Origin of the sequence: Pseudomonas sp. FSL R10-0399, assembly GCF_009600165.1 — a bacterium.
Lineage (GTDB): Bacteria > Pseudomonadota > Gammaproteobacteria > Pseudomonadales > Pseudomonadaceae > Aquipseudomonas > Aquipseudomonas helleri.
The window spans coordinates 23,630-42,349 of the sequence record NZ_WIWK01000046.1 but is presented as its reverse complement, the minus strand read 5'-3'; the positions used below and the strand labels follow the sequence as shown (position 1 = coordinate 42,349).

Below are 18,720 nucleotides of genomic sequence, written 5' to 3'. Positions count from 1 at the left end.
GTCACCGCGCAGCCAGCTACGGCGGCGCAGCCGGGTTTGCCGGCGTGCTGGCCGTCGGCTTCTACGCCCTGTTCATCCCCCACGGAGTGATTGAAGGCGAGCCGTCTCTGGCCGTCCAGCCGCAAGCAAAAGGCACCGATAAAGCCACCGACTGGAGCCATTACGGCAGCAACCCAGCCGGCACGCGCTTCTCGGCGCAGACGCAAATCAACAAAGACAACGTCGACAAACTGCAAGTGGCCTGGACCTACCGCACCGGCGAAATCGCCGAGGGCGCGTCGGAGTATCAGAACACCCCGATCCAGGTCGGTGACACCCTGTACACCTGCACCCCGACCAGCAAAGTGATTGCCCTGGACGCCGACACCGGCGAGCAACGCTGGACCTTCGATCCAAAAGCGCAAAACACCAAAACCTGGAACCGCTGCCGTGGCGTGAGCTACTACGAGCCGGCCAAGGTCGAACACCCTTTGGTGTTCGCTGATCTGAAACCCGCCAAACCGGCCCAGGGCAACAGCTGCGCCAAGCGCATCGTGCAAGTGACCATGGATGCGCGCCTGATCTCCATCGACGCAGAAACCGGCAAGCCCTGCGAAGATTTCGGCGACCACGGTTCAGTCGACCTGACCACGGGCCTGGGCCGGGTCATGGAAAACGTGCCCTACTACGCCTACACCTCGGCACCGACCATTTCGCGCAACTTGATCATCCTTGGCGGCTGGGTCTTTGATGGCCGCTCGCTGGACGAACCCTCTGGCGTAATCCGCGCGTTCAGCGCCGACACCGGCGAGCTGGTCTGGGCCTGGGACCTGGGCAACCCGGACATCACCAAGTTGCCACCTGAAGGTGAAACCTACACCCGCAGTACGCCGAACATGTGGTCCACACCTGCGTTCGACGACGAACTGGGCCTGGTGTACCTGCCACTGGGCAACCAGCAGCCGGACTTCTGGGGCGGTACCCGCCCGGAGCTGACCGAGAAGTACTCCTCCGCCGTGGTTGCCCTGGACATGGCGACAGGCCGCGAGCGCTGGACCTTCCAGACCGTGCATCACGACCTGTGGGACTACGATATTGCTGCGCAACCGTCGCTGTATGACGTGCCGGACGGCAAAGGCGGCACCATTCCGGCGCTGATCCAGCTGACCAAGCGCGGGCAGATCTTCATGCTCGACCGTCGTACCGGCCAGCCGATTGCCGACGTGGTCGAGAAGCCAGTGCCTCAGGACGTCGCTGCCGGTGACTGGGTGGCCAAAACCCAACCGTACTCGGTGGGCATGCCGACGTTCGGTGCCGATCCGCTGACAGAAAAAGACATGTGGGGCGCCACGTTCTTTGATCAGCTGATGTGCCGCATCAATTTCAAAAAGCTCAACTACAACGGTGAGTTCACCGCCCCAAGCACCCAGGACACCCTGATTTATCCGGGCTACTACGGTGGCTTCAACTGGGGTGGCGGCGCGATCGACGAAAAAACCGGCTACCTGTTCGTCAACGACATCCGCATCCCGCAGGTGGTCAAGCTGGTGCCGCGTGAAAACGTCGACCTGTCGCACCTCAAATCCGGCCACGGCGTCGGCAGCACCTACCCGATGGAAGGGACGCCGTTCGTGATCGACCACAAAGGCTTCAACTCGCCGCTGGGCATTCCGTGCCAGAGCCCGCCTTGGGGCGTGTTTGCTGCCGTGGACCTGAACACCCGCAAGAAAGTCTGGGAGCGCCCTGCCGGTACGGTTGAAGACGCCGTGATCAACGGTGTACGTGCCAACCTGCCGATCCCGCTGGGCATGCCGACCCTGGGCGGCGGTGCGACCACTGCTTCCGGCCTGGTGTTCTACGCGGGCACGCAAGACTACTACCTGCGGGCCATGGACATGGCCACCGGCAAAGAAGTCTGGAAAGGCCGCCTGCCGGTCGGCGGGCAAGCCACGCCCATGACCTACCTGTCGCCTAAAACCGGGCGCCAGTATGTGGTCATCGTCGCTGGCGGCGCACGTCAGTCTCCAGATCGCGGGGATTACGTGATAGCGTACGCGCTCCCTGAAAAAGAGTAGTTCCCATGCCACAGTTGCACCGCTCCAGCCCTTTAACCGCAACCCGGAGCGAGGAGAAGCGGCGCAACTTGCTGATCACAGCCAGTGAACTGTTTTTACAGCAGGGCTACGATGGCCTCAGCATGGACGCCATCGTAGCCGCAGCAGGCGGCTCCAAAGCCACGATTTACCGGTACTTCGGCAGCAAGGCCGACTTGCTGGTGGCAGTGGTCGAATACCTCTGCGAAGACTTCATCATCAACCTCAAGCAACTTGATACTTCGGGTGTCGAACTGACCCGCGGCCTTGAGCTGATTCTTGAAGAACTCGTGGCGGTGGTCACCAGCCCGCGCCATGTCGACTTCTACCGGCTGGTGGTCAACGGCTCGGCGCACGTGCCGCAAGTGGGGCAAACCTGGTACGAACGCGGCCCCAAAGTCTGGCACCAACTGATCTTCAACCTGCTCGAAGAACAACGCCATCGCGGCCTCATCGCGGCCAACAGTTCGTTCTCTGAGTTGCCGCCCATACTGTTCGATGCGCTGTTTTCACACCTCACCACGCGCACCGTGATGCTGGGACAAACCTGCACCGCCAAAGCTTTCGCACCGATGATCAATGAACTGATCGCCCTGGTGGTCCGGCGCCTCAAAGCACCCTGACACGCGACAACTGCGGGCCGATATGGCTATGCTCATGCCCATGAGCTCATCCACTGTGGTCCGCCAACCCTGCCCTCCCGGCGCTTGTAATTGCGAGCGCGACCACCTGTTGGCGCAACCAGCCCCCGACCTGCGCATTCTGGGCCTCACCCGCCAGGCCGAAAAAGTCATGCTTGAGCACCTGGAGAACATCCAGAGCCTGGACGATCTGCAGCGCATGCAACGACGCATGTATGAACAATTAGGCATAAGGGTGCAGGTTGAACCCGGCTTCAATGAGGTACGGACCATGCGCGGGATCGAAATCCGTGTCGCCGACCAGCCAGGTTTGTGTCGCAAAACGCGCCAGTCGATCCCGGCGGCCATTCGTCGAGCGTTGGAAAAACGCCCGGAGATTGCCTACAAGCTGCTCGACAGTCACGACTTGCTGCGCGACACCTGAACCTCCTGGTAAAAGTAAACTTTGCGACATATCCGGCAATTATCAAGCCAAGGCGCTGGTTTTCCTTGCTTATGCCTACTCAATCACTTATAAGCGCGTTTTTGAATAACGATAGAGCCACACCATGAGCACCGGATTCACCGAGGACGAAATGCGTATAGCGCTCGGCCTTGATCTGCCCGTAGCGACAAAGCCAGTTACGCCACCCGCGCCACCTGCAACTCCCGCCACACCCAAACCCGCTGCAACCCTCACCCCCAAGCCCGCACCGCGTGCACCGGTCAAGCGTCGAGGGCCGATGTTGCGGGTTACCCTGCACGTCAGCAAAGTCTATGACGGCGAAGAAACCGTGTTCATTCACGACTCCAAACTGCTGAGCCAGTTTGACGCCGAACAAGAAGCTAAAAAAGCCCTGGCCAAAGCCGGCTTTAAATACTTTGTGGTTGATTCGATTGTTCGGGTTGACTGACGCTGACACGCCTGACGTAACGTTGACCCAGGACTACATGCCAAGGAACCTGCCATGCACAGCCAGCCTCTGAATGCCGCCGACTTCGACGTACTCGAAGACACCCTGCTCAAATACGGCGACGATCACTCCGTCCTCAACACCAGCGAGCTGGATGGCTTCTTTACAGCACTGGTTTCAAGCCCCACGCAGGTAGACATCGCCGACTGGTTCCCCGCAATCTGGGGCGGCCAAAACCCGGCTTGGGAAGACCCCGAAGAAGCCAAACACTTCATCGAGCTGAGCGTACGCCACTTCAACACCCTGGCCCGCCAACTGGCAGAAGACAGCAAAGCCTTTGCGCCGCGCTTTGAAGAATCCGAACACCAGGGCCAAACCGTGACCCTGGCTGAAGAATGGTGCTTCGGCTACAGCCGCGGCGTGGCCCTGGCGCAATGGCCCGACATGCCCCAGATCCAGGCCGGCCTGTTGGAAACGATTTTTGAACTGGCTGAGCAAGAAACCTTTGAACTGCCAGAAGACTTCGACGTACCCGCCTACCAGCAAAAAGTGGCCCTCGTAGCCCCGGCCGCCCGCGCCTTGCATGACTACTGGCTAAGCCAGCGCTAAACCACCCCCTTTGTAGGAGCGAGCTTGCCTCGCGATCTTTTGATCTTTTATAAAGATCGCGAGGCAAGCTCGCTCCTGCAACAGCAGTTTACTCGCCTCGCAGGCCACGCTTATGACCACCCTCACCCACTTCGACACACCGATCAGCGAGCCGATCAACGCGCAGATCATGCAACTGGTCGTTGACCATCTCAGCGACATCAGCGCCATGGAAATCGCGCCGAGCAACCTGCTCTACAGCATCTATCAGTACGCCATCGGCTTTGAAGTGCACCTGTACCTGCAAGCCCTCGACGGTTCAAAAGGCATTGCGGTAGAACTGATTGTCGCCACCGATGAGCAAGACCCGGAGAAGGTCACCGGTTTCGTCCTGTACTTGCCGTACAAAGACGACCCGCAGGCCTGCGGTGTGGCCTATATGGCCGAACTGGCCAGCCATCGCCACCTGGGCGTGATGCAGGCCATGCTGGAGGAAGTCACCCGCCGCTACCCGCACACCGAACTGAGTTGCAGCGTGAGCAAAGTCGCCGCCCTGCAAGGCATGGGTTTCAAGGTCATCGGCACCCGCGGCCCGCAAGTACTGATGAACACCCGCGATTACAGCTCGGACGGGCTCATGGGCGTGCTGGACGTGGCAGCGGTGTATCAGTCTACCGAGGTGCGGCAGATCCACACCTACCTGCTCAATCGCAACGGCAAAAAAGCCATGATGGACGCCGAAAAAAAACGCGACCGCCAGATCGACCAGCTCACCGCCAAAGCCAAGGCTTTCGTGGCCAGCCTGAAATAACGCATGATGGGCGCATTCCGATCCGAGGCAACGTTATGCGCCGTCACTTCACCCTCACCCGCCTTGCCGGGTTCAGCCTGGGCCTGATCTTCAGCGCCAGCGCATTGGCCAGCGAAGAATCGCAACTGGTTGACTCCATCAACCTGTATCGCAGCCAGGCGCAACCGTGCGGCGCCCAAGCGTCGCAAGAACTGCCCCCGCTGACCTCTGATATTCGTCTGGTACTGCCCGCCAACGGTTTTGGCGATTTGCAGGAATCGCTCGCGCAAGCCGCCTACCCGATGGTCAACGTGCAAGCCATCAACCTCTCGGGCCCGCGTAACTCCGAAGCGGCGATGAAAGCCGTGCGCGAAAGTTTCTGCAAAGTGGTGCTCGACCCGCAGTTTGTCGACATTGGCGTCAGCCACACCGGGCAGGATTGGCGCATCGTGCTGGCGCGCTCCCTGTTGACTGCACGCCTGGGCGATGCTCAGGCAGAGGGCCAAAAGGTCCTTGAGCTGATCAACAGCGCCCGCACCCAACCGCGCCAATGCGGCACCCAGGCTTTCGCGCCCACCGGCCCTTTGGCCTGGAACGCCACCCTGGAAACCGCCGCCCAGACGCACACCCGCGACATGGCCAACAACAATTACTTTGACCACAAAGACCGCACCGGCGGCACGCCGGGTGATCGCGCAGAACTGGCAGGCTACATTGCCCAGCAAATCGGCGAGAACATCGCTGCCGGTCTGGACACGCCACGTAAAGTCGTCGATGGCTGGCTGGCAAGCCCGGGGCACTGCGCCAATATCATGAACCCGCAATTTCGCGAGTTGGGCGCCGCCTATGCGACCGATCCTAAAAGTGATGCAGGCATCTACTGGACCGCGTTGTTCGGCACGCAGTAACGCTTAGGCAGGAAGGAGTGTTGCGGGGAAGGTTGCGAAGCTAAAAAAGAGCCCCGCCTAACTGTCGTTGGGCGGGGCTGCTTTTTTACAGCGCCATGTCGGCCGCTGGGTTACTTGGAGCAGGCTTGGCCGGCTCAGCAGGTGCTGCTGGTGTACCGTTGGCTGCCGGGATGGCCGGCGGCGGAGTCAGTTGCAGCACATCGGCGGTGTACGCCCATTCCTGTGCAACGCGCTCTGGCGAACCGTTCAGCTTGGTGCCGTAGCTAGGCACGATCTGGTGCAGCTTGGCTTGCCACTCAGGGGTTGCAACCTTGTCCTTGAACACAGTTTCAAGCACGTTGAGCATGATCGGCGCAGCGGTCGAAGCACCTGGCGAAGCGCCCAGCAGACCGGCAATGCTGCCGTCTTTGGCAGCAACGATCTCGGTGCCCAGTTTCAGCACGCCGCCCTTCTCTTCGTCACGTTTGATGATCTGCACACGCTGACCGGCTTGCCACAGACGCCAGTCTTCTTGCTTGGCGTTCGGGTAGTACTCTTTCAGCGCGTTGAAGCGGTCTTCATCCGACAGCATCAGCTGGCCGGCCAGGTACTCAACCAGCGGGTATTGTTCGATACCAACTTTGGTCATTGGCCAGATGTTGTGCGCCGTGGTGCTGGTCAGCAGGTCGAAGTACGAGCCTTCTTTCAGGAACTTGGTCGAGAAGGTCGCGAACGGGCCAAACAGGATCACGCGCTTGCCATCCAGCACGCGGGTGTCCAGGTGCGGAACCGACATCGGCGGAGCGCCAACCGAAGCCTTACCGTAAGCCTTGGCCAGGTGCTGCTCGGCAACCGTCGGGTTATCGGTTACCAGGAACGAACCGCCTACCGGGAAGCCAGCGTATTCCTTGGCTTCAGGGATACCGGACTTCTGCAGCAAGTGCAGAGCACCGCCGCCCGCGCCGATGAAGACAAACTTGGCGTCAGTTTCGCTAGTGGTGCCGTCCTTGAGGTTTTTGTACACCACACGCCACGAACCATCTTCGTTGCGCTTGATGTCTTTAACTTCGCTGGACAGGTTCAGCGTGAAACCAGGCTTGGTTTGCAGGTAAGACACGAACTGGCGCGTGATTTCGCCGAAGTTCACGTCAGTACCGATTGGCGTCCACGTGGCCGCGACTTTCTGGTTCGGGTCACGCCCTTCCATCATCAGCGGTACCCACTTCTTGATCTGGTCCGCGTCTTCGGAGTACTGCATACCCGCGAACAGAGGGCTGGCCTGCAGCGCCTCGTAGCGTTTTTTCAAGAACTTGATGTTGTCATCGCCCCACACAAAGCTCATGTGCGGAGTGGAGTTGATGAACGAACGAGGGTTTTTCAGAACACCGTTCTTGACCTGCCAGGCCCAGAACTGACGCGAGATCTGGAAGGCTTCATTGATTTCAATGGCCTTTGGGATCTCAACGTTGCCGTTCTTGTCTTCAGGGGTGTAGTTCAGTTCAGCCAAAGCCGAGTGACCGGTACCCGCGTTGTTCCAGCCGTTGGAGCTTTCTTGAGCGACGCCATCGAGACGTTCAATCATCTCCATGGACAGGCCGGGTTCCAGCTCGTTGAGCCAGACACCCAAGGTAGCGCTCATGATGCCGCCGCCAATCAGCAGGACATCAACGTGCTTTGGCTCGGCAGCGTGCACGGACGTGATGCCCATGGTCAGCGCCAGGCCCAAAAGCCCTTTGTTCATCTTCTTTAACATGTTGTCGTACCTAAGATAAAACGCCATCTACCCGGCACGGCGCGCTGAACAGAACTGGACAGGGTTACAGGACAGGCTTGCCTGCAACCGAGCCCCTCATCAGGCCTTGGATCGGGTAGATATATAAGGCCTATGCACACTATAGACCTCACTTTTATGTACCTTGGGCGCTGATCTTTTATTGCTTTTGGCTTCAGCTACTTGGGTGACATTTCGGGTAAGTGCCGGGCGCGGCCGATAACAGGTCTGCCCTGTCCAGCTCCTTCACTCCCGACACCTTCATGCGACTCCATTGGTACTGACACCTCTTGCAACTCTTTCCAGAGAGCCTGCCCGGCTGCGAAAAACCGGCGGTGTCAGCCTTCAAACCGCGACATTCTACCTCAGGTGGCACTTTTGACGTAAACGCATCTTTTTAGCGATGTGAAGTAGATCAATGGCTAAGGGACAGTTCACGTACAATTGCGCTTTTGCCACCGCTGCCCACAGGATTCACCCATGTCTTTGAACAAACGTAACCAGGCTCAGATCGAACGTCGCCTGGTTAAACACCTGACCGCAGCCTGTGAAAGCGCCAAAGGGCAGATTCCGGGCTTTGTCTGGCTCACCCATTCAGTCGACTTCGAAGCCTTCCCGGCCAGCCTGAAGGTGGTCTGGGTATTCGACAACCAGGTCAACAAAGACTTCGCCCTGGCCGATGGCGAGGCGCGCTTCATGGTCGAACTCACCACCCGCGCCCTGCTAGACGCCAATATCAACGTGCGCCAGGTGGCCAACCACGTTTTTTATGACTCCGAAGACGAATGCCAGCGCGCCTGTGGCGGCGACTGGGTCAAACGTCTAGCCCAGAAAACCACCCGAAAATAGAGAGACTACACAGTGAGAATTGCACTTTTACTGCTGTTAAGCGCCCTGTCGATGCAAAGCTTCGCCGCCACGGTGGGTGAACACCTTACCCCCTGGACGTTGCAAGACCAGCACGACCAGCCTTACACCCTGGATGCCAACACCCACGTGCTGTTGGTGGCCCGCAACATGGACGGTTCCAAGCTGGTAAAAGCGGCGCTGGAAAACCAGCCAAAAGGCTACCTTGAGGCTCGCCATGTCGCCTTTTTGGCTGACGTGCATGCCATGCCGTCATTGATCGGCAAGTTTATTGCCATCCCGAAAATGCGCGACTACAGCTACCGCGTCGTGCTGGATCGTGACGGCAACATTGCCGCCCAATACCCCGGCGCAGACGACCAGGTGCTGTGGTTGCAACTGGACAACGGCACCCTGGTGTCGCAGCAAACCTTCGCCAGCGCAGACGCCCTGCGCGCCGCCCTGGAAAAACTCCCCACCGAGTAATCCCCACAGCACTTGTGTAGGAGCGAGCTTGCCTCGCGATCTTTTAAACGATCAAAAGATCGCGAGGCAAGCTCGCTCCTACAATGGGATTGCGCCCCCATTCATGCATAAACCTCATGCAAAGGCTGCACGTTATACGTTTGCCTTGTGGCGCCAAGACCCTGAAAATCCTGCCAAATCAATTTCACCGCGCGAGCGCGTTAGCCAGCTCCATGCGCCGAGTGAATGTAGAACTGAATTTGCCTGCAGGAAAAACCACCGATGATCGCCCGCCTCGCCCCCCTCCACCGTCTTGATGACGCTTACCAACGTTTTCTAAGCGCACTGACAACGGAAGGCTTCAAGGGTGAAATCGCCAGTGATTTCGGCCTCAGAACCGTGCTGGCCACCGACAACTCCATTTATCAACGCTTGCCGCAGGCTGCGGTGTTCCCCAAAGATTACGCCGATGTCGAATGCCTGAGCGCACTCGCTGCGCGGCCGGAGTACCGCTCCATCGTGCTGACCGCGCGTGGCGGCGGCACGGGCACCAACGGCCAGTCGCTGACCGACGGGCTGGTGGTCGATCTGTCCCGCCACCTCAATAACATCCTCGAAATCAACGTCGAAGAGCGCTGGGTGCGCGTGCAAAGCGGTGTGGTCAAAGACCAGCTCAACGCAGCACTAAAAGCCCACGGCCTGTTCTTTGCCCCCGAGCTGTCCACCTCGAACCGGGCCACCATCGGCGGCATGATCAACACCGACGCCAGCGGCCAGGGCAGTTGCACCTACGGTAAAACCCGCGACCACGTGCTCGAACTGTCGACCGTGCTGCTGGGCGGCAAACGCCTCGACAGCCAGGCGCTGGCAAACGAACTGGCGCACCGCCAGGCCGAGCGCAACGACGTGATCGGCGAGGTCTATCGCTGCGCCCAAGACATTGCCGATAACCAGCAACAACTGATCAAAGAAATCTTCCCGCCGCTCAACCGCTGCCTCACCGGCTATGACCTCGCCCACCTGCGCGAAGCCGATGGGCGTTTCAACCTCAACAGCCTGCTGTGCGGCTCTGAGGGCTCGCTGGGTTTTATCATTGAAGCCAAGCTCAACGTGCTGCCCATTCCGCAGCATTCAATTTTGGTCAACGTGCGCTACGCCAGCTTCATGGACGCGCTGCGCGATGCCAAGGCGCTGATGGCCCTCAAGCCGCTGTCGATCGAAACGGTGGACTCAAAAGTCCTGATGCTGGCGATGAAAGACATCGTCTGGCATGGCGTCGCCGAATACTTCCCCCAGGACCCGGCCACACCCACCCTGGGCATCAACCTGATCGAGTTCAGCGACGACGATAACGAGCGCCTGGAGCAGCGCGTTCATGACTTTATCGAACACTTGAACACCGACAACGGCGTGCGCCGCCTGGGCCATACACTGGCGGTGGGCAGTGAAGCGGTGAAACGCGTCTACACCATGCGCAAACGCTCTGTGGGCTTACTCGGCAACGTGCAGGGCGAGGCCCGGCCGCAGCCCTTTGTAGAAGACACCGCCGTGCCGCCGGAAAACCTCGCGGACTACATCGCTGAGTTCCGCGCCCTGCTGGACAGTTACGCACTGGAGTACGGCATGTTCGGCCACGTCGATGCCGGGGTGTTGCACGTGCGCCCGATCCTCGACATGAAAGACCCGCGCCAGGCGGCGCTTATCCGCCCGATTTCCGATGGCGTGGCGGCCCTGACGCACAAATACGGCGGCTTGCTGTGGGGCGAGCACGGCAAAGGCCTGCGCTCTGAATACGGGCCTAAATACTTTGGCGCGCTGTACCCGGCGTTGCAGGCGATCAAAGCCGCGTTCGACCCGTTCAACCAGCTCAACCCCGGCAAAATCGCTACCCCGGCGCAGGTCAGCACGGCCCGCTTGACCCGCGTCGACGAAGTGCCGCTGCGCGGTGATCTGGACCGGCAAATCGACGAGCGCGTGTGGCAAAGCTACCAAAGCGCCGTGCACTGCAACGGCAACGGCGCCTGCTACAACTTCGACCCGGATGACGCGATGTGCCCGTCCTGGAAAGCCACCCGTGATCGCATCCATTCGCCTAAAGGCCGCGCTTCGCTGATGCGTGAATGGCTGCGCCAGCAAGGGGCGCAAGGCGTGGACCTGCTGGGCAATTACTCCACCGGCGTGCTGCGCAGAACCCGCAACTCACTGGCCAGGTTGCTGGGCGAGAAAGACTTCTCGCACGAAGTGTATGACGCCATGGCCGGCTGTCTGGCGTGCAAATCCTGCGCAGGGCAATGCCCGGTCAAGGTCAACGTGCCGGATTTTCGCGCGCGTTTTCTGGAGCTCTACCACAGCCGTTACCTGCGCCCGCTCAAAGACTACGCCGTGGGCTCGCTTGAATTCAGCATCCCGCACATTGCGCGCTTCCCGAGGCTGTACAACGCCTTGATGAGCGCTGCGCCGGTTAAATACCTGCTGGAACGCGTGGTCGGCATGGTCGACAGCCCGCTGCTGAGCCTGATGGATTTCCATGCCGTGTGCGCGCAATGGAACGTGCAAATCGCCACGCCGAAAACCCTTGCACGGTTGAGTGACGAGCAGCGCAAACGCAGCGTGATCCTGGTACAGGACGCCTTCACCCGCTATTTCGAGACGCCATTGGCGGCGCAATGGATCGAGTTGATTGCCCGGCTGGGCTATCAGGTTTACCTCGCGCCCTTCTCGCCCAACGGCAAACCGTTGCAAGTGCAGGGCTTTCTCGGGGCCTTTAAAAAGACCGCGGCCAACACCGCCAAAGGCTTGCTGGCACTGGAGCAAAGCGGCATACCGCTGGTGGGCCTCGACCCGGCCATGACCCTGGTGTACCGCCAGGAATACGCCAAAACTCTCGAACAAGGCAGCGCACCGCAAGTAGCGCTGCCGCAAGAGTGGCTGGTGACGGCATTGCCCGATACGCTCAAGCACGGCGCACCGCAGGTGTACCAGTTCTTGGCGCACTGTACCGAGCGCACCAACGAGCCGGGCAGCGTTGATCTGTGGAAGAAGGTTTTTGAAGGCTTTGGCCTTACGTTGCAGGTGCTGCCCAGCGGCTGCTGCGGCATGTCCGGGACTTACGGCCATGAAGCCCGCAACGCCAAGACCTCTGCGGTTATTTATTCGCAGTCTTGGCAGCCGTTGGTCGAACGGCACATGCCGAGCGGCAACCTGATTGCCGACGGCTACTCCTGCCGCAGCCAGGTCAAGCGCCATGAAGGCAAAGCGTTGCAGCATCCATTGCAGGCACTGCTGGGCCACCTGCGCCAGTGAGGTGAGTTGTTTGGGTGGGTGATTGATGGCAGGCTGCTCGCATTCGTTGCGATGAGAATAAAAATGGATAATTTTTCCCAGATGCAAGCCTTTCTGTGGGCGCACGAACACGGCAATTTCTCGGTGGCCGCCAGGGCGAACGGAATCACCCCGTCCACCGTCAGCAAGCTGATCAGCCGCCTCGAAAACCGACTGCAAGTGCGTCTGTTCCAGCGCGGCAACCGCAGCCTCACGCTCACCGAAGAAGGCTCGGCCTACCTGATGAGCGCACGCAAAGTCATGAACGCCATGGCCGAAGCCGACTCGTTGGCCGAGGCCTTCCCAACCCAGGTCAGCGGCGCGCTGCGCATCCACACCATGACTACCTTCGCCAAACACCAGATCGTGCCCTGGCTGCCGGAGTTCATGGCGACCTACCCCGGCCTCACGGTTGATTTGCAGGTCGGCCCACAGTATGTCGACCACTTTGACCAGGGCCTCGACATCGCCATTCACAGTGGCGTGTTGCCGGACTCATCTCGCGTTGCGCGCAAAATCGGTGAAAGCGCGTGGATCATCTGCGCCTCCCCGGAGTACCTCGCCCGTAAAGGCACGCCCAATCACCCGGAAGACCTGCTCAACCACGACTGCTTCAACTTTGCCTTTAACAGTGCCTGGAACAACTGGCAGTTCAGGGTCGACGGCGAGACGGTCACGGTAGCCATCAAGCCCAAGGCGGTCTTTGCCCAAGGGGATTTACAGCGCGACATCGCCTTGAACGGCGGCGGAATCGTCAAGCTTGCGCAGTTCCATATCGGCGCGGACCTCAAGGCAGGCAGGCTGGTGCCCTTGCTGCAGACCTACGACATCCCGTCCAAAGAGCCCATTTACCTGATCTACACCCATCGCAAAAACCTGAGCCCGCGCATACGCGTGTTCAGGGATTTTCTGGAACAGAAACTTAAGGCATCGCCTTGGGACTAAACCACTCACCGCCCCTGTAGGAGCGAGCTTGCCTCGCGATCTTTTAAAAAGATCAAAAGATCGCGAGCAAGCTCGCTCCTACAGTTTTTGCTCGGCGCTGCTGTGCATCAAAAGGTCGGCGGCGATACCGCGCTGACAACAATGCACACTTCATCAAACGGGTTGCGCATGCGGTGCGGCAAACGGCTGTCAAAGTAGTAGGCATCCCCCGGCGACAACACGCGGATCTCATCACCCACGGTCATTTCCAAACGCCCTTCAATGACGATGCCGCCCTCTTCGGCGTCGTGGGAATACAGCTCTTCGCCTTCTTCACCGGTGTCTGCACCCGGTTCGTAACGTTCATGGAGGATCATCATCGAACTATTTTCGAGATTCGCTCCCACTTGCCTGTATGATAGCTTCTTGCCATCAGCGAGTTCGACCAGCTCATTGGCTTTGTAAAACACGGCGCGGTCAACCACCGCCGAGTCGGAAAAAAACACGCTGAGGGTGACGTTCAAGGGCCGCAGCAAACGCTTGAGGATGCTCACAGACGGGCTGGATTTATCCCGCTCGATAATCGAAAGCGTGGCATGCGGCACACCGGCCAGCTCTGCCAGCCCCCTGATCGAGAGACCTCGACTTTGTCGTAATGCCTTGAGCCTTGCGCCTACGGTGGCGGTCTCCAAAACCTCTGGCGGGCTTTCAGGGAGCTCTTCCCGGATATGCGGGCTTCGGCCTGTCGCCGATGTTTCTGTCACGGTGAATTCCTTAGCTAAACGGCACCCGAGCGGGCCAAAGTTTAATGTGGACCTTGAACTGCCGAATTTTCTTACACGGTAAAGGCAACTTAAACGCACCAGGTCGGGTAATCCCGTATCCTGTTGCACACTCCAGGCGCAGCAAAGTAGCACGGTTTCAAACAGGCTCACCCCTGAAGAAAACGTTTATTACTCTAGCTAAAAAAAACACCGACAGTTGGGTTTGTCAGTCTTTTTTAAATTTTAGACGTGAGAAAACAATCGCTTACCGTTTATCGGGCGATTCAGGGTTTAAACCGTCAGCGAAAATAAAGCTTGCCTGGAGACACCTCCAGTGGTAAAAATTTTTACCACTGAATCACAACATCTGCGTAGAGGCTAATAATGCATAAATCACGCCACGCTGTTGCAGCATATGGACTTGCCCTCATTGGCTTAGCAGCTTCCCAAGTTGCCACTGCCCGTGATCTAACGATTGTCTCCTGGGGAGGCAACTTTCAGGACGCACAGCGCGAGCTGTTTTTTGCACCTTTCGCCAAACAAACCGGCAAAAAAGTACTCGACCAAAGCTGGGATGGCGGAGTGGGCGTGCTCGACGCCAAAGTCAAAGCCGGCAAGCCTAACTGGGACGTGGTTGAAGTAGAAGGCGAAGACCTTGTGCTGGGCTGCGATTCCGGGCTCTATGAAAAAATTGACTGGGCCAAAATCGGCAACAAAGCTGATTTTATTCCGGAAGCCGTGAGCGACTGCGGTGTTGGTAACATCGTCTGGAACACCGGCCTGTCGTGGGACGGTGACAAGCTCAAGACCGAACCGACCTCGTGGGCAGACTTCTTTGACCTGGAAAAAATCCCGGGTAAACGCGGCCTGCGCAAAGGCCCTAAATACGCACTTGAGTTCGCGCTGATTGCTGACGGGGTCAAACCTGCCGACGTGTACAAAGTGTTGCGCACCCCGGAAGGCGTCGATCGTGCCTTCAACAAACTGGGCACCATCAAGTCGGACATCGTGTGGTGGGAAGCCGCAGCACAACCGCTGCAAATGCTGTCTGCCGGTGACATCGTGATGAGCTCGTCGTACAACGGCCGCATCACCGGTTTTAACACCAACGAAGGCAAAAACTTCAAGTTCCTGTGGAATGGCAGCGTATCGGCCATCGACTCCTGGGCCGTGCTCAAAGGCAGCGAGAACAAAGACCAAGCCATGGACTTCATCGCCTTCGCGAGCAAGCCCGAAGCACAGGCCAAGCTGCCCAAGTACATTGCCTACGGCCTGACCAACAAGAACGCCAACGAATTTGTTCCGGCAGACTTGAAGCACACCCTGCCAACCACCCCGGAAAACCTTGCGCAGTCGATCCCTATCGATGTCGAGTTCTGGGTTGAGAACATCGAACCGCTGACCGAGCGCTTCAACGCCTGGGTCGCCCAGAAGTAAACTCCCGCCTCTTGGTCACCCTGCCACCGGTTCCCCGGTGGCAGGTCCACGACGTTATCTGCACGCCGGTGCCTCTCATCATGATGAGCGAGCATGCCCTGGCGAAGATGCTGTGCGCCTGCTCTCAAGTGAGGATGGTTACGTGAAACACTTGGTCAGTTTTAAAAATATTCAGAAGACTTACGACGGCATACGCCCAGTAGTCAAGGATTTGAACCTCGATATTAAAGAAGGCGAATTTGTCACCCTGCTGGGCCCGTCCGGGTCAGGCAAAACCACCAGCCTGATGATGCTGGCCGGCTTCGAAACGCCGACCCATGGCGAGATTTACCTGAACGACAAGCCGCTGCACAACCTTGCGCCGCACAAGCGCAACATCGGCATGGTGTTCCAGAACTACGCACTCTTCCCGCACATGACCATTGAGCAAAACCTGGCCTTTCCGCTTTCTGTCCGCAAAATGAACAGCGTCGACAAAAAGCACAAAGTCAGCCGTGCTCTGGACATGGTGAAACTTACCGATTTCGCAAAACGCTACCCCGCGCAACTGTCGGGTGGCCAGCAGCAACGTGTCGCCCTGGCCCGTGCGCTCGTGTTTGACCCCAAACTGGTACTGATGGACGAACCGCTGGGCGCGCTCGACAAGCAATTGCGCGAACACATGCAACTGGAAATCAAGCACCTGCACCAGCAACTGGGCCTGACCGTGGTGTACGTGACCCACGACCAGAGCGAAGCCCTGACCATGTCCGACCGCGTGGCGGTGTTCAACGACGGCGTGATCCAGCAGATCGACACCCCGACCGCCATTTACGAGGCCCCGAACAAAAGCTTCGTGGCGCAATTTATCGGCGAGAACAACACCCTGCTTGGCACCTTTATGTATTGCGACGAGCAGTATGCCGTGGCGCGCCTGGATGACGGCAGCCTGATCCGCGCCGTGCCGGTGGCCGAATGCCAGCCGGGCGACCAGGTGGCCTTGTGCATCCGCCCCGAGCGGGTGGTGGTCGGCCCGGCAGGCAGCACACCGCTGACCGCGCGCATTCAGGAATACATCTACCTGGGCGACCACGTGCGCATGATCACCGAAATTGCCGGGCAGCCGAACTTCATGGTCAAGCTGCCGGCGGCGCACATGAACAACAGCTGGACGGTTGGCAGTTCGATTTCACTTTCCTGGTCACCAGAGCACATCCGCGCTCTGGACGTGACCAAGCACTGAGATGTCGATCATGAGTCAGTCCGCCGCCAATCAATCCGGCCAGCCCCAGGAGCAGACGCCCACTCTCAGGGCCAAGCTCAGAAAGTCCGAACGTTCTTACAAGTTCAAATCCCTGCTGCTGATCGCACCGCTGTTTCTGTTTGTGCTGGTGTGCTTTGCTTTCCCCATCGGCACCCTGCTCTCGCGCAGCGTCGATAACCCCGATGTGAACACCGCGCTGCCGGCCACCGTTGAGGCGCTGGCCCTGTGGAAAGGCAAATCGCTGCCGAACGAACACACCTTCGAAGCGCTGGTCATCGACTTGGCCAACGCCAAAGAGAACGGCCAGATCGGCGCATTGGCCAAGCGCTTGAGCTATGAAATCCCGGCTTACCGGACCCTCATCAGCAAAACCCTGCGCAACCTCCCGGCCAGCGACGTGGCGTCCAAACGCGACGCGCTGATTGCCATCGACAGTTCGTGGGGCGAGCTTAATTACTGGAAGGCCCTGAAGCAGGCATCGGCGCCGCTGACGCCTTACTTCTTGCTGGCCGCCCTCGACCACCGTATCGACTCCGCCACCGGCAACATCGTCAAAGCCGACCCTAACCAGTCGATCTACGTGGACATTTTTGCCCGCACCTTCGCCATCGGCGCCGTGGTCACCCTGCTATGCCTGGTGCTGGGGTTCCCGGTGGCGTACTGGCTGGCCACCTTGCCAGAGGGCAAAAGCAACCTGCTGATGATCTGCGTGCTGCTGCCGTTCTGGACCTCGCTGATCGTGCGTACCGCCGCCTGGGTGGTGCTGTTGCAGTCCGATGGCTTGATCAACCGTTCGCTGATGTTTCTGGGCCTTATCGACGCGCCGGTGCAACTGGTGTTCAACCGCACCGGGGTGATCATCGCGATGACCCATGTGCTGCTGCCGTTCATGATCTTGCCGCTGTACAGCGTGATGAAAAACATCCCCGGCAACTACGTGCGGGCGGCCATTTCGCTGGGCGCACACCCGTTCGTGGCGTTCTGGCGGGTATACGTGCCGCAGACCTTCGCGGGTCTGGCTGCCGGTGCCTTGCTGACCTTTATCCTTGCCATTGGTTACTACGTGACCCCGGCCCTGGTGGGCGGTGCTGCGGACCAGATGGTCAGCTACTTCGTCGCGTTCTACACCAATAAAACCGTTAACTGGGGCATGGCGTCTGCACTCGGCAGCCTGCTGCTGCTTGCCACCCTGTTGTTGTATGGGGTGTACGGCAAACTTACCCACCCTAACCAGGCGAGGTCATGACCATGTTGCCGCCTTATGCCTCCAAAGCCGAAAAACTGGCCCGCTTCGGTCTGGTGACGGTCTGCCTGTTGGTGCTGCTGTTTTTGATTATCCCGGTGCTGGTGATCATTCCGCTGTCGTTCAACTCGTCATCGTTCCTGACCTACCCCATGGACGGGTTTTCGTTGCGCTGGTACGAAGAACTGATGTCGTCCCAGGAGTGGCGTCAAGCCTTTAAAAACAGCTTTATCATCGCCCCCGCCGCCACGGCACTGGCCATGATCTTCGGCACCCTGGCGTCTGTGGGGCTGTGCCGGGGCAACTTCCGCTTTAAGGGCGTGATCATGGCGTTTCTGATTTCGCCCATGATCGTGCCGTTGGTGATCGTTGCTGTCGGCCTGTACTTCTTCTTTGCCAAGCTGCAATTGCTCAACAGCTACACCGGTCTGGTGCTGGCCCATGCCATGCTCGGCGTGCCGTTTGTGGTCATCACCGTCAACGCGACGTTGCAGGGTTTTGACAATAACCTCAGCCGGGCCGCCGCCAGCCTCGGTGCGCCGCCGCTGACGGTATTTTTCAAAGTGATCCTGCCGCTGATTGCCCCCGGCGTGATCTCGGGCGGGCTGTTTGCGTTTGCCACCTCGTTTGATGAAGTCGTGGTCACGCTGTTTTTGTCCAGCCCGGCACAGCGCACCTTGCCCTTGCAGATGTTTTCGGGCATTCGAGAAAACATCAGCCCCAACATTGCCGCGGTCGCCACCATCATGGTCATCCTGTCGGTATTGATGCTGCTGACCCTCGAAGTGCTGCGACGACGCAACGAAAAACTGAAAGTCAAACAACAATAACCCAT

Annotated in this window: 17 protein-coding genes; 15 read left to right on the top strand and 2 right to left on the bottom strand. The window is 58.9% G+C overall.

Going from position 1 to position 18,720, the window contains the following annotated elements:
- The 7 genes from GHO41_RS14895 to GHO41_RS14865 all read left to right on the top strand — a co-directional run.
- The coding region (locus GHO41_RS14895; RefSeq protein WP_153433997.1) for a membrane-bound PQQ-dependent dehydrogenase, glucose/quinate/shikimate family at nt 1–2,054 on the top strand (2,054 nt) is incomplete at its 5' end.
- 5 nt (nt 2,055–2,059) lie between these two features.
- The gene (locus tag GHO41_RS14890) at nt 2,060–2,695 is read left to right on the top strand and encodes a TetR/AcrR family transcriptional regulator (protein ID WP_153433996.1); all 636 of its coding nucleotides are present in this window, start codon (nt 2,060–2,062) and stop codon (nt 2,693–2,695) included.
- 40 nt (nt 2,696–2,735) lie between these two features.
- Nucleotides 2,736–3,137, top strand: coding sequence for a hypothetical protein (locus GHO41_RS14885; protein WP_048370371.1), 402 nt, complete (start codon nt 2,736–2,738; stop codon nt 3,135–3,137).
- A 124-nt stretch (nt 3,138–3,261) separates the two neighbouring features.
- Nucleotides 3,262–3,606, top strand: coding sequence for a hypothetical protein (locus tag GHO41_RS14880; protein ID WP_048369939.1), 345 nt, complete (start codon nt 3,262–3,264; stop codon nt 3,604–3,606).
- A 54-nt stretch (nt 3,607–3,660) separates the two neighbouring features.
- Nucleotides 3,661–4,215: a UPF0149 family protein gene (locus GHO41_RS14875; protein WP_048369937.1), complete on the top strand. Its 555-nt coding sequence runs from the start codon at nt 3,661–3,663 to the stop codon at nt 4,213–4,215.
- Between the two features lie 112 nt (nt 4,216–4,327).
- Entirely contained in the window at nt 4,328–5,005 is a 678-nt protein-coding gene (locus GHO41_RS14870; RefSeq protein ID WP_048369934.1) for a GNAT family acetyltransferase, read from the top strand.
- A gap of 35 nt (nt 5,006–5,040) precedes the next feature.
- A complete protein-coding gene (locus tag GHO41_RS14865; protein ID WP_153433995.1) occupies nt 5,041–5,892 on the top strand; it encodes a CAP domain-containing protein in 852 nt (283 codons plus the stop codon).
- Nucleotides 5,893–5,977: 85 nt separating this feature from the next.
- Here the strand turns inward: GHO41_RS14865 and mqo are convergent, their stop codons facing one another.
- On the bottom strand, nt 5,978–7,624 hold the full coding sequence (mqo, locus tag GHO41_RS14860) for a malate dehydrogenase (quinone) (RefSeq protein WP_048369925.1): 1,647 nt from the start codon (nt 7,622–7,624) through the stop codon (nt 5,978–5,980).
- Between the two features lie 498 nt (nt 7,625–8,122).
- On the opposite strand from mqo, the gene GHO41_RS14855 reads away from it, so the two are divergent.
- The 4 genes from GHO41_RS14855 (at nt 8,123) to GHO41_RS14840 (ending at nt 13,219) form a co-directional block, all read left to right on the top strand.
- Nucleotides 8,123–8,491, top strand: a complete 369-nt coding sequence (locus GHO41_RS14855) for a hypothetical protein (RefSeq protein ID WP_153433994.1) — start codon at nt 8,123–8,125, stop codon at nt 8,489–8,491.
- A gap of 12 nt (nt 8,492–8,503) precedes the next feature.
- Complete coding sequence (locus tag GHO41_RS14850) at nt 8,504–8,974, top strand: hypothetical protein (RefSeq protein WP_048388762.1); 471 nt, start codon at nt 8,504–8,506, stop codon at nt 8,972–8,974.
- 261 nt (nt 8,975–9,235) lie between these two features.
- On the top strand, nt 9,236–12,256 hold the full coding sequence (locus GHO41_RS14845) for an FAD-binding and (Fe-S)-binding domain-containing protein (protein WP_153433993.1): 3,021 nt from the start codon (nt 9,236–9,238) through the stop codon (nt 12,254–12,256).
- 63 nt (nt 12,257–12,319) lie between these two features.
- The gene (locus tag GHO41_RS14840) at nt 12,320–13,219 is read left to right on the top strand and encodes a LysR family transcriptional regulator (RefSeq protein ID WP_153326937.1); all 900 of its coding nucleotides are present in this window, start codon (nt 12,320–12,322) and stop codon (nt 13,217–13,219) included.
- 107 nt (nt 13,220–13,326) lie between these two features.
- Here the strand turns inward: GHO41_RS14840 and GHO41_RS14835 are convergent, their stop codons facing one another.
- A complete protein-coding gene (locus GHO41_RS14835; RefSeq protein WP_082148724.1) occupies nt 13,327–13,962 on the bottom strand; it encodes a cupin domain-containing protein in 636 nt (211 codons plus the stop codon).
- A gap of 384 nt (nt 13,963–14,346) precedes the next feature.
- On the opposite strand from GHO41_RS14835, the gene GHO41_RS14830 reads away from it, so the two are divergent.
- The 4 genes from GHO41_RS14830 (at nt 14,347) to GHO41_RS14815 (ending at nt 18,715) form a co-directional block, all read left to right on the top strand.
- On the top strand, nt 14,347–15,399 hold the full coding sequence (locus tag GHO41_RS14830) for an ABC transporter substrate-binding protein (protein ID WP_153393157.1): 1,053 nt from the start codon (nt 14,347–14,349) through the stop codon (nt 15,397–15,399).
- Between the two features lie 118 nt (nt 15,400–15,517).
- On the top strand, nt 15,518–16,621 hold the full coding sequence (locus GHO41_RS14825; protein WP_153434001.1) for an ABC transporter ATP-binding protein: 1,104 nt from the start codon (nt 15,518–15,520) through the stop codon (nt 16,619–16,621).
- 10 nt (nt 16,622–16,631) lie between these two features.
- A complete protein-coding gene (locus tag GHO41_RS14820; RefSeq protein ID WP_153433992.1) occupies nt 16,632–17,888 on the top strand; it encodes an ABC transporter permease in 1,257 nt (418 codons plus the stop codon).
- Nucleotides 17,889–17,890: 2 nt separating this feature from the next.
- Entirely contained in the window at nt 17,891–18,715 is an 825-nt protein-coding gene (locus GHO41_RS14815) for an ABC transporter permease (protein WP_153434000.1), read from the top strand.
- Nucleotides 18,716–18,720: the final 5 nt, after the last annotated feature.

Coding starts and splice junctions, on each gene's coding strand:
- GHO41_RS14880 (WP_048369939.1), top strand. CDS start 3,262: ATGAGCACCGGATTCACCGAGGACGAAATGCGTATAGCGCTCGGCCTT.
- GHO41_RS14855 (WP_153433994.1), top strand. CDS start 8,123: ATGTCTTTGAACAAACGTAACCAGGCTCAGATCGAACGTCGCCTGGTT.
- GHO41_RS14840 (WP_153326937.1), top strand. CDS start 12,320: ATGGATAATTTTTCCCAGATGCAAGCCTTTCTGTGGGCGCACGAACAC.
- GHO41_RS14865 (WP_153433995.1), top strand. CDS start 5,041: ATGCGCCGTCACTTCACCCTCACCCGCCTTGCCGGGTTCAGCCTGGGC.
- GHO41_RS14875 (WP_048369937.1), top strand. CDS start 3,661: ATGCACAGCCAGCCTCTGAATGCCGCCGACTTCGACGTACTCGAAGAC.
- mqo (WP_048369925.1), bottom strand. CDS start 7,624: ATGTTAAAGAAGATGAACAAAGGGCTTTTGGGCCTGGCGCTGACCATG.
- GHO41_RS14830 (WP_153393157.1), top strand. CDS start 14,347: ATGCATAAATCACGCCACGCTGTTGCAGCATATGGACTTGCCCTCATT.
- GHO41_RS14820 (WP_153433992.1), top strand. CDS start 16,632: ATGAGTCAGTCCGCCGCCAATCAATCCGGCCAGCCCCAGGAGCAGACG.
- GHO41_RS14815 (WP_153434000.1), top strand. CDS start 17,891: ATGTTGCCGCCTTATGCCTCCAAAGCCGAAAAACTGGCCCGCTTCGGT.
- GHO41_RS14890 (WP_153433996.1), top strand. CDS start 2,060: ATGCCACAGTTGCACCGCTCCAGCCCTTTAACCGCAACCCGGAGCGAG.
- GHO41_RS14845 (WP_153433993.1), top strand. CDS start 9,236: ATGATCGCCCGCCTCGCCCCCCTCCACCGTCTTGATGACGCTTACCAA.
- GHO41_RS14885 (WP_048370371.1), top strand. CDS start 2,736: ATGAGCTCATCCACTGTGGTCCGCCAACCCTGCCCTCCCGGCGCTTGT.
- GHO41_RS14870 (WP_048369934.1), top strand. CDS start 4,328: ATGACCACCCTCACCCACTTCGACACACCGATCAGCGAGCCGATCAAC.